Source organism: Pusillimonas minor (assembly GCF_014237865.1).
GTDB classification, from domain to species: domain Bacteria; phylum Pseudomonadota; class Gammaproteobacteria; order Burkholderiales; family Burkholderiaceae_B; genus Neopusillimonas; species Neopusillimonas minor.
Window position 1 is genome coordinate 106,188 of the sequence record NZ_JACJUU010000005.1, and the last position, 15,235, is coordinate 121,422.

Annotated in this window: 12 protein-coding genes; 3 read left to right on the forward strand and 9 right to left on the reverse strand. The window is 58.9% G+C overall.

What is annotated here, in order from left to right; translation table 11 throughout:
- Positions 1-11: 11 nt before the first annotated feature.
- Complete coding sequence (locus tag GTU67_RS08475) at positions 12-2,225, reverse strand: cyanophycin synthetase (RefSeq protein WP_185779656.1); 2,214 nt, start codon at positions 2,223-2,225, stop codon at positions 12-14.
- A gap of 186 nt (positions 2,226-2,411) precedes the next feature.
- On the opposite strand from GTU67_RS08475, the gene GTU67_RS08480 reads away from it, so the two are divergent.
- Both GTU67_RS08480 and GTU67_RS08485 read left to right on the forward strand, forming a co-directional pair.
- The gene (locus tag GTU67_RS08480; protein WP_185779657.1) at positions 2,412-4,658 is read left to right on the forward strand and encodes a cyanophycin metabolism-associated ABC transporter; all 2,247 of its coding nucleotides are present in this window, start codon (positions 2,412-2,414) and stop codon (positions 4,656-4,658) included.
- On the forward strand, positions 4,642-5,109 hold the full coding sequence (locus GTU67_RS08485) for a cyanophycin metabolism-associated DUF1854 family protein (protein WP_185779658.1): 468 nt from the start codon (positions 4,642-4,644) through the stop codon (positions 5,107-5,109). Before GTU67_RS08480 ends, GTU67_RS08485 begins: the two co-directional genes overlap by 17 nt.
- A 57-nt stretch (positions 5,110-5,166) precedes the next feature.
- On the opposite strand, the gene GTU67_RS15530 is transcribed toward GTU67_RS08485, so the two are convergent.
- Positions 5,167-6,777 (reverse strand): methyl-accepting chemotaxis protein, encoded by a 1,611-nt coding sequence (locus tag GTU67_RS15530; RefSeq protein WP_185779659.1) that lies wholly within the window; start codon positions 6,775-6,777, stop codon positions 5,167-5,169.
- 243 nt (positions 6,778-7,020) lie between these two features.
- On the opposite strand from GTU67_RS15530, the gene GTU67_RS08495 reads away from it, so the two are divergent.
- Positions 7,021-7,500 (forward strand): PaaI family thioesterase, encoded by a 480-nt coding sequence (locus tag GTU67_RS08495; RefSeq protein ID WP_185779660.1) that lies wholly within the window; start codon positions 7,021-7,023, stop codon positions 7,498-7,500.
- Here GTU67_RS08495 and GTU67_RS08500 read toward each other — a convergent pair.
- The 7 genes from GTU67_RS08500 to GTU67_RS08530 form a co-directional block, all read right to left on the reverse strand.
- On the reverse strand, positions 7,495-8,694 hold the full coding sequence (locus tag GTU67_RS08500; protein ID WP_185779661.1) for an MFS transporter: 1,200 nt from the start codon (positions 8,692-8,694) through the stop codon (positions 7,495-7,497). The genes GTU67_RS08495 and GTU67_RS08500 overlap by 6 nt on opposite strands.
- Positions 8,695-8,777: 83 nt before the next feature.
- A complete protein-coding gene (locus GTU67_RS08505; RefSeq protein WP_185779662.1) occupies positions 8,778-9,494 on the reverse strand; it encodes a tellurite resistance TerB family protein in 717 nt (238 codons plus the stop codon).
- Positions 9,495-9,506: 12 nt separating this feature from the next.
- The gene (locus GTU67_RS08510; RefSeq protein WP_221893323.1) at positions 9,507-10,607 is read right to left on the reverse strand and encodes a porin; all 1,101 of its coding nucleotides are present in this window, start codon (positions 10,605-10,607) and stop codon (positions 9,507-9,509) included.
- Positions 10,608-10,630: 23 nt separating this feature from the next.
- Positions 10,631-12,151 (reverse strand): BCCT family transporter, encoded by a 1,521-nt coding sequence (locus tag GTU67_RS08515; RefSeq protein WP_185779663.1) that lies wholly within the window; start codon positions 12,149-12,151, stop codon positions 10,631-10,633.
- A gap of 90 nt (positions 12,152-12,241) precedes the next feature.
- Positions 12,242-13,063: an SDR family oxidoreductase gene (locus tag GTU67_RS08520; RefSeq protein WP_249417643.1), complete on the reverse strand. Its 822-nt coding sequence runs from the start codon at positions 13,061-13,063 to the stop codon at positions 12,242-12,244.
- Between the two features lie 47 nt (positions 13,064-13,110).
- A complete protein-coding gene (locus tag GTU67_RS08525; protein ID WP_185779664.1) occupies positions 13,111-13,644 on the reverse strand; it encodes an aromatic-ring-hydroxylating dioxygenase subunit beta in 534 nt (177 codons plus the stop codon).
- 5 nt (positions 13,645-13,649) lie between these two features.
- Positions 13,650-14,972 carry an aromatic ring-hydroxylating dioxygenase subunit alpha gene (locus GTU67_RS08530; RefSeq protein ID WP_185779665.1) on the reverse strand — a complete coding sequence of 441 codons (1,323 nt, stop codon included), beginning with the start codon at positions 14,970-14,972 and terminating at the stop codon, positions 13,650-13,652.
- Between the last annotated feature and the right edge of the window lie 263 nt (positions 14,973-15,235).

Sequence of the window (15,235 nt, forward strand, 5' to 3'; positions counted from 1 at the left end):
TACAGACCTCGTCAAGGATGAACGGACGGCGAGACGGCCGACCCGCTTTGAACCATGCCTTCGGAAGCGGCATGCCCATAGGTTTGAATACCCGCGCGAATGACCTCGGTTTGCACGCCCAACGACCAGGCCGCTGCAACGGCGGCAAGCACGGACAGCGTCAGTGCTGCAGAGGTGCCGGCATCGGTCACGGGCACCATGGCCAGCTCGGTCAGCACCGACTGCTCGGCGCCGTCCAGCATGACGATCCAGCCGTCTTTGGTGACCACTGCCCGACCGCCATTGGCGCGATGCGCGGCGATGGCCTCGCTGCCTGCCGACATGCCAAAAAGAACGACGCTGCCGTCGCACAAATCAGCCATTTCAAGTACGGCCGGGTCGTCGGCATTCAGCACAGCGGCGCCCTGCTTCTGCACCACATCGACCTGGGTGCGATACACCTTGAACAACTGGTCGGCATCCTCAATGTAAAGATCAGGCAAGGTTTCATCGACGTCGATACCGGTCACTACACCCACACGGCAACGCTCGTAGGCCAGCCCCTCGGTCAGAATGGTTCGGGCACCGTTTTCTATGACAGCCGCCTGAACGGCTGAGTTCAGTAAGGTCCGGCGCGCGCAGTCCCAGCCATCGCAATCGGCTGCACTGACCAGTCGGCGATCAAACACGAGCCCGTCGCTGCAGGCCAGCCCGATGTAGTAGCCCTGCAACCGCAGCAAATGCGTCAAAATGCGCGACACCGTTGTTTTGCCACGGCTGCCCGTGATACCCACCACGGGGATCTGGCCGTTGGTATCGCCCGGAAACAGGTGGTTGATGATGGCCTCGCCAACCGGCTGGGCCTCGCCGGCCGAAGGCTTCAGGTGCATCAGCAACCCCGGCCCGGCATTGACTTCGACAATGGCGCCGCCCTGGGCAGACAACGGCAACGCAATATCGCTGACGACCAGGTCAATGCCCGCAATATCCAGGCCCACAGCCCGCGCCGCAAGCACGACCAGATCGCGGGTTGTGGGGTGTACCTTGTCGGTGACGTCGATCGAGACATTGCCGTTGCGCTGAATAAGGACACGCTTGCCGGCGACAGGCACCGATTGCGCGTCGTAGCCTTGACGGCCAATTTCAAGGCGGGCCGCCGAATCGAGGCGCACAACATTCAGGGGCTGGGTTTCATCGCTGCCCCGACGCGGGTCAGAATTGATCTGAAGCTCGATCAAGGCTTCGATGGTGTTAACCCCGTCGCCAACGACGCTTACCGCGTCGCCACGGGCGGCAGCCACCATCCGGTCGCCCACAACCAGCAAGCGGTGCTCGTCGCCCGGAATAAAACGCTCGACCAGCACGCCGCTGCCTTCATCAACCGCAACGGCATAGGCGGTTTCAATTTCTTCACGCGTGGTCAGGTTGGTAAAAACGCCACGACCGTGATTGCCGTCGGTGGGTTTGACTACCACCGGCAGCCCCAGATCGGTCGCCACCTCCCAGGCCTCATCCACCGAATCAACCTCTTGCCCTTCAGGCACCGGGACACCGCAACGACCCAGAATTCGGCGTGTGAGTTCTTTATTACCCGCAATGCCCTCGGCAATCGCGCTGGTCTGGTCGGTTTCTGCTGTCCAGATGCGACGCTGTGCGGCACCGTAACCTAGCTGTACCAGATTGTGCTCGTCGCTCAGACGGATCATGGGAATGTCGCGATCGTCGGCCGCATTGACGATGGCCTCGGTACTTGGCCCCAAGCGCAAATCGGTCGCAATATCGCGTAATTTTTCAACGATGGCATCGACGTCGTAGGGTTGGTCTTCTATGGCCGCCATGACCAGGTCGCGCGCAGCCAGTACGGCCTCGCGGGTCAGAGGTTCGCACCAGGCGCGAACCACCACCTTGTAGACGCCCCGCACCGATGTTTCGCGCGCACGGCCCAGGCCACCCGGGAAACCCGCCAGCGTTTGCAGCTCTAGAGCAACGTGTTCAAGAATATGCGCCGGCCAAGTGCCGTCGCGCAAACGTTGTAAAAAACCACCACGTTCGCCGACACTGCAGCGGTGCTCAACCAGGCCGGGCAACCAGACTGCCAGACGTTCGTTAAAACCAGGCAAGAGGTTGGAGGGGTAATCTTCGAGCTCGCCGATATCGACCCAGACTTCAAGCAAAGGTCTATACGCCCAGATACTGGGGCCGCGCAAAGAAAACATCCGAAGGATATTGATCTGTTTTCTGGACATGAGAGAAAGCCGGAGGACGGCAAAAGAGACACGCTGGAACCCAGAGAATTCTGGTGCACAAATTAGACTCCTGCCGCTGCAACTGTGCAACAAAATACTCGCGCGGGATCACGTCTGACGCGATAATGTCGCAAATCTGCATAAACCCGCCCTTTGCCCTGGTCTTCGCCGCCTCAAGCACCTTTCATGACTGCCCCCACCTCTATAACCTTGCCCGCAGCCGGGCAGTACACGCGCGAATGGCTCGACCAGATCCAGACGAAACTTCTGGCGGATGAACGCCTGATCGGCTGGATGCCCCTGGACCTGGACGCTGACATGACCTTCCGGGCCGGCATACTGGTACTTACCAACCTGCGCCTGCTGGCGCGGCACACCGGCCAGGATTGGGACGCGCATGCGCTGTCACCCGAGAGCCAACTGGACCACGTCGACCAGCATGGCGTGGGCCACCTCAGCCTGCACAACGGTCAAGCCACCATCGGCCGCTGGCACTACACGTTAAGCCACGGGCCCGCCGCAAGACAATTGCTTGACCTGTTCGCCGCCCGCAAGCAAGGTCTCGCGTCCGACCCCGTTACCGATGACGCGACGACCGCGCAGCCCGAGATCGCCGCACCGGTAAACCTTGTCAGCCCGCCATCAACCTGGGCGCTGTTCCGGCTTTGGCGCTTTGCCCGCCCCTACCAGTGGCCCTTGTTTATCGGGTTTGTGCTCACCATCACTTCAACGGCTGCGGCGCTGGTCCCTCCGTATCTGACGATGCCGCTGATGGACAAGGTACTCATCCCGTTCCAGAACGGCGTGCCTATTGACTGGGCCCTGGTCAAATACTACCTTGGGGGGTTGTTGCTGGCGTCGTTACTGGCCTGGGTACTGGGCTGGGGCCGCACCTACCTGCTGGCCAAAGTCAGCGAACGCATCGGCGCCGACCTGCGCACCACCGCCTACCAGCACCTGCAAACCCTGTCGCTGCAATACTTTGGCGGCAAGCGTACGGGCGACCTGATTTCCCGTATCGGGTCAGAGTCCGACCGGCTCTGCGTCTTTTTATCGTTGCACCTGCTCGATTTTTTAACCGACGTCCTGATGATCGTCATGACGGCCATCATTTTGTTCTCGATCAATCCGTGGCTGGCGGTTGTCACACTCATTCCACTGCCGTTCATCGCCTGGCTCATTCATCTTGTCCGCGACCGGCTTCGCCATGGTTTCGAACGTGCTGACCGGGTCTGGTCAGAACTGACCAACGTACTGACTGACACTATCCCCGGCATTCGTGTGGTCAAGGCCTTTGCCCAAGAAAAACGTGAAGTACAGCGCTTTCGCGATGCCAACGACCGCAATCTGGTCATTAACGACCGGGTCAACCGTTTATGGGCGCTGTTCTCGCCCACCGTTACGTTCTTGACCGAAATCGGATTGTTGGTGGTGTGGGGCTTTGGCATTTGGCTGGTTTCGGTCGAAGAAATCACGGTAGGGGTACTGACCGCCTTCCTGACTTACATCAGCCGGTTCTATATCCGGCTCGATGCCATGAGCCGGATCGTGTCGCACACCCAGCGTGCCGCGGCCGGCGCCAAACGTATTTTCGACATTCTCGACCATGTGTCCAGCGTCCCCGAACCCGTCAAGCCCAAACACCTGACGCGGGTTGAAGGTGGGCTGCAACTGAACCGTATTGGCTTTCGTTACGGCAGCCGGCAAGTCATTCATAACCTCAGCCTCGACATCCGGCCGGGTGAAATGATCGGGCTGGTGGGCCACAGCGGTTCGGGTAAAAGCACGCTGGTCAACCTGATCTGCCGCTTCTACGACGTCACCGAAGGTAGCGTCCGCATCGATGGCGTCGACATCCGCGACCTGCCCATCGCCGAATATCGCCGCCATATCGGGCTGGTGCTGCAAGAGCCCTTCTTGTTCTTCGGCACCATTGCCGAAAACATTGCCTACGGCAAACCCGAAGCCTCGCGTGAAGACATTATTGCGGCGGCCAAGGCGGCCCACGCCCACGAGTTCATTTTGCGGTTGCCCCATGGGTACGACTCGCTGGTGGGTGAGCGCGGGCAGGCGTTATCGGGCGGCGAGCGCCAGCGCATTTCCATTGCACGCGCGTTGCTTATCGATCCGCGCATCCTCATTCTTGACGAAGCAACGTCATCGGTCGACACCACCACCGAGAAGGAAATCCAGACAGCGCTGGACAACCTGGTCAAAGGCCGTACGACCATTTCTATTGCGCACCGGCTAAGCACGCTGCGCAAGGCCGACCGACTGGTCGTCATGGACAAGGGACAAGTGGTAGAAACCGGTCGCCACGACGACTTGCTGGCCAAGAACGGCGCCTATGCGCGCCTGTACCATGCGCAATCACAACTTAACGATCACCCACCGGCATCGGCCGGCAGCGAAAGCCATGACAACGACGAATAACCCGGACCTGGCACGCGATGCGATGGGCCATTTGCAACTGCGCCACGACGGTCAAACCTGTCGGGTATCGGCGGTACGCAACTTCCCCATTACTGCCCCTGCCGAAGCCATTTCGCTGGTCAGCCCCGAGGGCAAGGAGCTGGCGCAAATTGCCCGCCTGGATGCCCTTGATGCGGCCACCCGCGCCCTGATCGAGTCCGACCTGACCCAGCGCGAATTTACGCCGGCCATCCTGCGTATTTTGCGGATATCAAGTCGCGCAACGCCCAGCACCTGGGACATCGACACCGACCGCGGCCCCACCCGCCTGACCCTCAAAGGTGAAGAAGACATCCGGCGCCTGAACGCCTCTACCCTGCTGATCACCGACAACCACGGGGTGCAGTTCTTGCTGAAGTCGCTGTCATCGCTCGACCGGCATAGCCGACGACTGCTCGATCACTTTTTGTAAAAAAATCGGGCCGGTAATACTACCGGCCCGAAATGTTTGGACAACCGCAGAAACAGCTTACGCCGACAGCGCCGGACGCGCGGCCGGTAAAGCCTGACGGCGCTCTTCGTTGACCACGACAATCGCGTCAAGGTCAATCTTGAACGTGGCCACCAGCTGGGCCAGCGTTGCCGCTTGCTCGCGCATGCTGTCGGAAGCCGCCGATGCTTCTTCGACCAAGGCCGCATTTTGTTGCGTTACCTGGTCCATCTGGGCCACGGCTTCGTTCACCTGGCTGATGCCGGTGCTTTGCTCGTGACTGGACGAAGAGATTTCGGCAATGATGTCTGCCACGCGCTTGATGCTGTTAACGGTTTCTTCCATGCTGGTGCCGGCCTCGGCCACCAGACGGTTACCCTCTTCGGTAATCGACACAGCCGAGTCAATCAGGCCTTTGATTTCTTTGGCCGCCTGCGCGCTGCGCTGGGCCAATGAGCGCACCTCGGCAGCTACAACGGCAAAGCCTTTACCTTGCTCGCCGGCACGGGCAGCCTCAACCGCGGCATTCAGCGCCAAAATATTAGTCTGGAACGCAATGCCGTCAATCACACTGATGATGTCCACAATTTGCTTGGCTGATGCATTGATGGAACCCATCACGCCCACGACCTGAGACACCCGGTCGCCGCTTTGCTCGGCCACACGGGCCGCAGTGCCCGACAAACGATTGGCTTCGTTGGCATTGTCGGCGTTCTGTTTGACCGTGGTGGTCAACTCTTCCATGGTGGCGGCCGTTTCAGCCAACGACGAGGCCTGCTCTTCGGTTCGGGCCGACAAGTCGACGTTACCGGCAGCCACCTGGCCAGCGGCCGTCGCAATAGATTCGGCCCCGGAGCGGACTTCGGCCACGACGCCAAGCAGGTTGTCATTCATGCGCTTAAGGGCGCGCAACAAAGTGGCCACTTCGTCGTCACCGCGCACCTCGACGTGACTGGTCAGGTCGCGCTTGGCCACGGTTTCGGCAAAACCAACAGCGCGGCGCAGCGGCAACACGATAGAGCGCGTAATGAAGAGCGCCAGCAGAACTCCCAGCACCAGCGCGCCAATACCCACGCCGATAATCAATGTAATACCTGTCTGATTATCTTTGTTCAATTGCTCGCCGTTTGCCTTGATTCGATTTTGCTGGTTGACCTGCAATGCTTCAACAGCCCCCATATAACGGTCTCGCAAAATTTCCATGTCTTTCTGGAAGAACTGGTTGGCCTCGTCGAAGCGCCCTTCTTGCTGCGCCTTCAGGGCTTTCGCACGGGCATCGCGATACTCGGCACGACGCTGCTGGGCCGCTTCGAACAGGCGAATGCCTTCTTCGCTGGTCAATGCTTTACGCAATTCGGCCTGAATCTCTTCAGAACGTGCGGTAAGGCGCTCGATCTCTTTGGAAAATACCGTGTACTGTTCGGGTTCAACAATGAACGACAAAGCGGCCGTACGTACCGTATTCAGCTCAATCACGCGGTTCCAGTCGCGAATCAGGCGCTCGTTGTTGACACGGACATTAATAATGTCGTCAGCGGTTTCGGTGGCGGCCTGCATGCGCAACACGCCCACTACCGCCAGCACGGCGATCAACAACAGCATGACCAGGAACGCCAGCGACAGCCGGGTTCCGATTTTTAACTTGCTCAATTTATTTCTCCGTGGCGCGCGCCGGCGCCAGTGACAGTGTGTGTCGTAAACTGCTACGTGACGTAGGAGTAACGGCAGAACAGCGCAGATATTTAGATGTTTTTGTAAATAAATCGGCCGTGCGGCCTAGGATACGCCCTAGGCTATTAGGTTGTGCGGCGTACAATTCCCGCATAAACGCGTCGGCCGGCATGACATCACCCGCGCGCCGGCTCTGTTATTTTTTGCTGCAAGGACACAATCATGAGCCAGATGGCGGAACTGGGCACCCACCTGACCGGGCTGGAACAACTGAAAACCATGGCCGAACGCGACATTCGTTGCGGCCTTGGCGAAACACTGGATATTAAAATGACCGAGGCTCACGATGGCCGGGTCGTTTTTGAGGGCACACCCGACGTGCACCTGTACAACCCCAACGCGGTCGTACACGGCGGGTTTATTGCCAGCATGCTTGATTTTGCCTGTGGCTATGTCGCACTCAGCAAGGTAGACCCGGGCTACACCATCGCCACGGTAGAAATCAAAATCTCGTATCACCGGGCCATTACCAAAGACACGGGTCCCATCAGGGCGATCGGGTCGGTAGTAAGCGGCGGGCGGCGCATGATTTTTACCGAAGCAAAACTGGTCGATGCCAACAACAAGTTGCTGGCGTCGGCCACATCTAGTGTCATGGTATTACCTATTACCCAAGAGCCCGCCGCCGAAAAAACGTCATGAGGCCGCGCGGGCCCGGCGCACAAACAGTGCCAACAGCGCAACCCCCACCATCGCGGCAGGGACCAGCGAACCGATATTCAGCCAATACCAACCCTGGGTCGTCACCAGGGCGCCCGAGCTGAACGACGACAGTGCCATGACGATAAACACGGCAAAATTAATGGCCCCTTGTGCCTTGTCGCGCTCTTCGGGGGTATGGGCGCGGGTGGCCAAACTGGTCGACCCGGTAAACAGAAAGTTCCAGCCCACCCCCAGCAAAAACAACGACACCAGATAGTGTTCGAAGGTGACACCCGACAGCGCAATGAAAACACATGCAAAGTTAAGCACAACGCCGGCCGCCATCACCTCGAGCGCACCGTAACGCTTGATGAGCGCTCCGGTAAAGAAACCGGGAGCAAACATGCCAATAACATGCCATTGCAGCACCGTGGCCGTATCGGCAAACGCAAAGCCGTCAACTTCCATGGCCAGCGGCGTGGCAGCCATTAACAGGTTCATGATGCCGTAACCAAAGGCTGCCCCCAGCGCCGCCACAATAAAAATAGGTTGACGAACAATGTCAGACAGGTCACGCCCGGTAGCCTTGGGCGCCTGGGTGCGCTTGTCGTCGGGGAAACGGATAAAACGCATGAGCACCATGGCCAGCACAGCCAATACGGCCAGCGCCAGATACGCCCCCATAAACGGATAGGCCGCCACGTCTTTGGTATAGCGCGCCAGGTTGGGGCCAATAATGGCACCAATCAACCCCCCGGCCAGCACCCACGAAATGGCTTTGTCGCGCAGGCTTAAAGACACGACTTCGGCCGCCGCAAAACGATACAACTGCCCATTGGCGCTGTAATAACCCGCCACGACCGTTGCCGCCACCAACAGCCAGAACTGCCGGGTAAATACCGCCAGCGCGCAGAGCAAGGCCGACACCACAGCCACAAGCAAGCCCAGCTGAAACGACTTTTTGCGGCCAAACCGGCTTTGCGTACGAGCCACAGGCGCTGTCGACAAGGCGCCACCGACCACATACCCCATGATCGGCAGGGTCGCCATCCAGGGGACTGGCGTAAGGTCGAGCCCGACCAGACCATTGATGGCAATGAAGGTCACGTTATTGGTGAAAAAAAGGCCCTGGCAAATAATAAGCAAGACCAGGTCTTTATTGAAAAGACGCGATGAGGAGGTTTGAGACGACATGTAAACGCCTGGATGCGACCGGGCGCATGCATTTTGAACACACTACCCGGCCTTGAGTTAAGCCTTGATGACGCGGCTACGAATTACAAGGCTTTAAGCTGCGCTTCAAGCTGGCCTTTCAGCGAAGGGTCGAGCTTAAGCTGACGGGCCAGTTCGTCAAGGTAGGCCCGCTCCATAAAGCTTTCTTCGTCGACAACCAGCAAACTGGCCAGATAGACTTCGGCCGCCATTTCGGGGGTGGTGGCCATGGACGCCACAGCAGCCGGATCGGCCGGCTTTTGCAGTTCGGCTTCAAACCAGGCACGATCGGCCGGGCTGCCGGCAACGCGAACAACCTCGCCTTCAATCAGCTGGCGCTCTTGCGGGCCGATATGACCGTCGGCCTTGGCGGCAGCAATCATGGCCGCCAGCACCACACGGCTGTGTTGCTCGGTATCGGTGGCAGACCAGCCCAAGGCCGCGGGCGCCGCCGCAACGGGCGCGGCCCCATGCCCCTGAACCGGCGCCGGTGGCACCGGTGCTTGCCCGGCAGGCGCCTGCTTGCCCGACTGCCAGTCTTGATAGGCCTTTAACGCCACTGCACCCAATGCTGCGGCCGCACCGTAGGTGGCTACTTTGCCACCCATTTTTCGGAATTTTTTGTTACCCAGCAGCAAACCCAGCACGCCGCCGGCTACAGCGCCACCGCCAAAGCCGCCCATGCCCTTGCTTTTGGCCATGTCGCCCAACGCACCGCCTGCCGACTGGCCCAAGCCCTGACCGGACTGCAACACCTGCTTCAATAAGTCTTGTACCGACATTGCCCTACCTCTTTAAAAATCGTAGCGGGCGCCCACCAAAAATACGCGGCCACCGGTAATACCCGACACCGATTCGGCCAGACCGCCGCGCTTGGCCGTAATGGCCGCCGTGTTGCGCTCGTAGTAGAACTCGGCAAACAGCTTTAACTGGTCGTTGTATTGATGATCGAACCCAAGGTGCACAATCGTATCACCGTAGTCTTGGACATTGGCCACCATGGCCCGCACCGTATTGGCCCCAAAAGTGTAAGCAGCCATGACATTTACCGCCTGGTTGCCATCGTGCGAGAAGCTGCCCGGGGTCTGGTTGCCCGAGTCAAACCATTCGTACTTGGCCGCAAAATACCAGGGGCCTTCGGTGTGCGAAGCCGCCACGCCGTAAACGCGGTTTCGGCCAAACCCGGCCTGGCCGCGGTCGTCAACCCCTGCCGAAATACGCGTGCCCGCAAAAGGCGCATACGATGCGGTGGCCTGTACCCGGCGATCGTCGATACGCGCGGCTGACCGCCGGTTGCCCGACGGTGCCGAATACGAGCCGGCAAACGAAAGGCCAAGAATTTCGGGGCTGTAGTACGACACGGTATCAGCCACCCGGGACGAGGTATAGGTGGCAAACCCGCTGTAGTAACTATTGAACTGATCCAACGGCGCCGCAATGGCGTTGTAGTAAGGCATCCATTGCTGGCCGTACGTTAGCTTGCCCAGGCGCGTATCCAGGCCCACCTGGGCCAGTCGCAGACGCGCACCCTTGTCCCTGCCTGCCCCGCCCTGGTCGTAAGGATCGCGAAAACGCAGGTTGGCCGTATCGAAAGGCACCTCGACCTGCCCAAACACCGCGAAATTTTGGCTGAAGCGATAGCCCGCCTTAACGCCCAGCCGGGAATACGCATCGCGCAGCCCAACGTAATCGTCCATTGCGCCGCGGTCGTGCGGCCGAACGGCTTCGGCCTGCATGCGCACCGACCCATAAACCTCGGCACTGGCACCCAGCGCGTCGGTTTGGGCCACCGCCGCGCCGGCTGTAAAGCCCAACGCCACACATACACCCGCCGCCATTCCGGCACGAACACGGGCGTAGCAAGTCTTGCCTTTGTTAAAAGTTAATTGGCTCATTTTTTTACCCTTATCTGTATCGTCTAAGGTTTGTCGGCCAGTGCGCGCAAGCGGCGGCGCAGCTCGCGCTCCTGACGCTGCTCTTCGCGCCACTCGGCCCGAATGGCACGCCATAACGAATACACCGTCAAGACAATAACCACAGCAAAAGGCAATGCAAAAACAATGGTGGCGGTTTGCACGGCTTGCACGCCACCGGCCAGCAACAGGCTGGCGGCAATACCTGCAATAAGCAGCCCCCATACAATTTTTACCCGGGCGCTTGGGTCTTGCGTACCGCCCGTACTCATGATGCCCAGCACCAGCGTGGCCGAATCACCCGAGGTGACAAAAAACACCAGCACCAAAATAGTGGCTACCACCGACATCAGCAAGCCAAACGGCAAGGCCTCGAACATGGTGAACAGTGCCGTCGACACATCGGCTTTAACCGCTTCGGCCAAGGGCACCGACGCCCAGATCTCCATGTGCAGCGCCGTACCGCCAAACACCGAAAACCACACAAACCCGGCCAATGTGGGCGCGAACACCGTGCCCAAAATAAACTCGCGGATGGTGCGCCCTTTGGAAACCCGGGCAATAAAAAGACCTACAAAAGGCGACCAGGAAATCCACCAGGCCCAATAAAAGACTGTCCAGCCGCTCACCCAGCCACTGTCGCGAAACGGCGTGGTCCGCAGGCTCATGCGTACAAACTCGCTGGCGTAGGCGCCAAGCGTTGTGGTGAAGGTGTCGATAATGGCAACGGTGGGCCCCAACACAAACACCGCCAGCATAAGCAGCAACGCCAATACCAGGTTGGTATTGGACAACCATTTAATGCCGCGCGACACACCAGTCACCGCCGAAGTCAGGAACAGTACCGTGGTGACGGCAATAATGGCGACCTGAGTGCCCGCACTGACCTGCAAGCCAAATACGGCGTTAAGCCCGCTATTGATTTGCAAGGCGCCAATACCTAGCGACGCTGCCACACCAAACGCCGTGGCAATAACCGCCAGCACATTAACCAGGGCCGACAGCCGCGGTGCCCACGACCAAGGCAGGGCATCGGTAGCCGCGCTGACCAAGGCAGGCTTGCCACGACGGAACGAAAAAAACGCAATAGCCAAGGCCACCACGCTGTAGACCGCCCAAGGATGCAAGCCCCAATGAAAGAAGCTGTAGCGCATGGCGGCATTGGCCGCTTCAGGCGTTTGTGGAGCAATACCCGGCGGCGGCGCACCATAGTGTGAAATGGGCTCGGCCACACCCCAGAAGACCAGACCAATACCCATACCGGCAGCAAACAGCATGGCAAACCAGCTAACGAGGGAGAACTCGGGTTCGTCGTCTTCACTACCCAGTTTCAGGTCGCCATAGCGGCTGAACACCAGCAGCGCGGCAACAACCACCAAGCCCAGCACAACCCATAGGTAAAGCCAGCCAAAGTTAGTGCTGATAGTGCCCAGTAAGTAATTAAATACGCTGCCTAAAGACTCAGGGGCGGCGATGCCCCAGGCAACAAAAAGCAAAATCAAACCCGCCGAAAGCAATAATTGCATTTGGGGTCTCCAGTGTTAAATACTGGTCCATTTTACATTTCGAAGCAAATGGGGTCACCACAAGCAACCCGGGACAGCAATACGCCGGCGTTAGTCTTGTTTTGGCGCCAGCTGCGCAAACCAGGCGCGTGGCGAAATGCCGCGGTCGGGGCCAAGCATCGAGAAGCCACCGTCGACGGGTACGTCGGCTCCGGTCATCCAAGAGGCCTTGTCGGTAGCCAGGAACGATACGACATGGCCAATTTCTTCGCCGCGCCCGACCCGCCCCAAAGGGTGAAAGTGGGCGCCGACAGCGTCAGCAGTTTCGATAGAACCGCCACTCATCGACTCAGTCGAAGGCGACCATGTCCAGGCCGGAGACACCGACAACACCCGAATGCCTTTAGGCGCGAGGTCGACGGCAAAGTTGCGCGTAATTTGCAAAATGGCCGCCTTGGACGCCGGGTAAATGGCCCGGCCTGCCGCGCCAAATTTGCCACCCGTACTGCCCAGATTGATGACCACCGACCCGGGCGCCATGTGCGGCACAGCCTTCTGCGTAAAAATGGCTGCTGAAATCAGGTTGACGTTCAGGGTTTGAAACCATTGTTCGCGCGAGGACGCCAACCCCTGATCGGCGTAACTGCAGGCATTGTTGACCAGCATGTCGATGCGTCCGAACTGCTTGACGGCAAAGTCTACGCAACGGTCGATCGCCTCGTCGGAAGTCACGTCGGTTTCGAAGAAAACAGCACGTTCGCCAATGTCGGCGGCCACTTTATTGCCCGCCTCGGCGCCACGGCCAACCAGCACCACCTGGGCGCCATCGTCGGCCAACACCTTGGCAATATCGGCGCCCAGGCCCTGAGAGGCCCCGGTAACAATGGCGACCTTACCGGCCAATGGCAATTGCAGTGTCTGTGCTTGTGTCAAAGTTTTCTCCTGACGTTGATCTTCCAACAAGGCGTTGCCCGGTCAAATTACATATGCATGTCGAGCATGCCGAAGACGCCTTCGCAGTTGGTGAGGTTGACGCGCTTCAGATGAATCGCCCAACCGCCCGACTCGGTGGCCGCCAGCTTGTGATACACCGTAGCGCCCAACTGACGCGGCTCGGTGCGGTACTCGGTCAGCTGCAAGCTGGAGCGCACAATAATGCGGCCTTCTGCATCAGTGCCATCGATCATGACATTGCCCACCTGGCGGCTGCCGTAGGTAGGCGGATGCTGCGACCAGTTGCGGGCGTGGTTTACACGGCGCACACGCACTTCACGCAGCATGGCGTCTTCCCAGAACAGCGACACATGGTCGAACGGGTTTTCTTGCCCCTGTTTGCGAGGCACCCAGTAGCGCCCTTCCGGCGTCCAGAGCTTCAGCCAGTCGTCAAGCTTGCGATCGTCGAGCAACCGCGCTTCGTGAAACAGAAACTGCTGGATATTGTGGTAGGTCTCCAGCGAAGGAGAAATGCTGGAAACAGGTTCGACGGAAAAGTCAAAAGTACGATCAAGCAGCATGGTGATTACTCCTGTGACTGTGCGCTGTTACCGGACAGCATGTACTGCTTCCAGGCCGCAAACTGGTTACGCATGGGCAACTCGCTGGTGCCATTGACCGACACGGTGCCTTCGGGGGTTTCTTTATCGGTGCCGGCATAACGGTGATGACTGACCCACTCGCCGCCACGGGTCATATTGCCCTCCTGGCAACGGCGATACAGCTCGACGTCGTCGGGCATGACGTTGGACGATGGCGAATTAATGACGTTGGTGTACGTCAAGGCACGGTCGAATACCGAGTCAGGCGCGCCTTTCAGGCGGAACGTCTGGATTTCGATAAGCGTACGATTAACGCTGATGGGGCGAATGACGCGGAACTGCTGGAACACCGTATGGGGCGAGCCGCTGCCGTAGATAACGGTGTTGTGGCGGTTCATCCCCAAAATAGCACGCGCTTTTTCTTCGCCGTGCACCGCAGCCAACGACTCGAAGTGCGCGCGCGAAACCGGGTCGCGGGTTGCCGCAGCCGGGTCGAAAATGGCTTCCATGTAGCCGTGGCCGTTCTTGTAGGCGCGCAGCTCAAGCTTTTCCCAGAACTCGTAAGGCTCACCGTTGCCGTCCATAATCAGCAGTTCGAACGGCATTTCACCCAGATGCTGGGCTTCGTCGCGTGCAGCCATGAATGACGATTCATGCGTGATGGGCGCGTGCATGGTGTCGTGCAGGTTCTCGTAGAAAACCTTCCAGTTGGACAGCTGCATCACCTGGAACACACCACCCACAACCTCAACCTCGCCCTCGGGCGCGCGGTCGCACAGGTTATCAATAGAAGAAGCGGCGCCATCCAGGAAGGTCACCAGATCGGGGCCTTCGGCCGACTGGCTGGCAAACACAAAGCCGCGATAAGAATCGACGCGCGCCAGCGGTCGCATGGAAAAATCGGGGTGAGACTTGTCGAACGTCGTGCCTTCCATGCCATTGCGCAGCGGCACCGACAACAACGAACCGTCGAGCTTGAATGTCCAGGCATGGTAAGGGCAGCGGAAAAACTTCCCGGCACAGCCATCGCCCTGGGCAACCAGTTGCGCCCCTTTGTGCGGGCAACGGTTGTAAAGCACATTGATCTTGCCATCAGTGCCGCGCGTCATGATCACGTCTTGGTCACCGATGCGCGTGGTGTGGTAATCGCCGGGGTTCTTCACCTGGCTTTCATGACCAACGTAAATCCAGGCCTGGCCGTAAATGCGGTCCATTTCCAGCTGAAAAAGCTCGGGATCGGTGTATACCCGCTTATGTACGCTGTCTGAACGAACCAGACCCGCAATTTCCTCGTTGCTGATGCTCATGTTGTCCTCCAAACGGTTCAAGAGTCATTCCGTAGGAGGCAATTTATTACGCAGCGAAAATGCGCAATAGCCGTTACTTGCAGCCGTTGTCCGCTTATGGCAGTGTGGCCTGACCATACCGGGATTAACCCTGTTTTTTGCATGATTCGGATAAACCATTAGGGGCGCCTGCCTATTTCGGATAGTGACACCCGGCGAATTCAACAAGAATGGCCACCTTGCAGCTTTACCTTGCAGCGCACGTTCGCCTGCAGCAACAACCC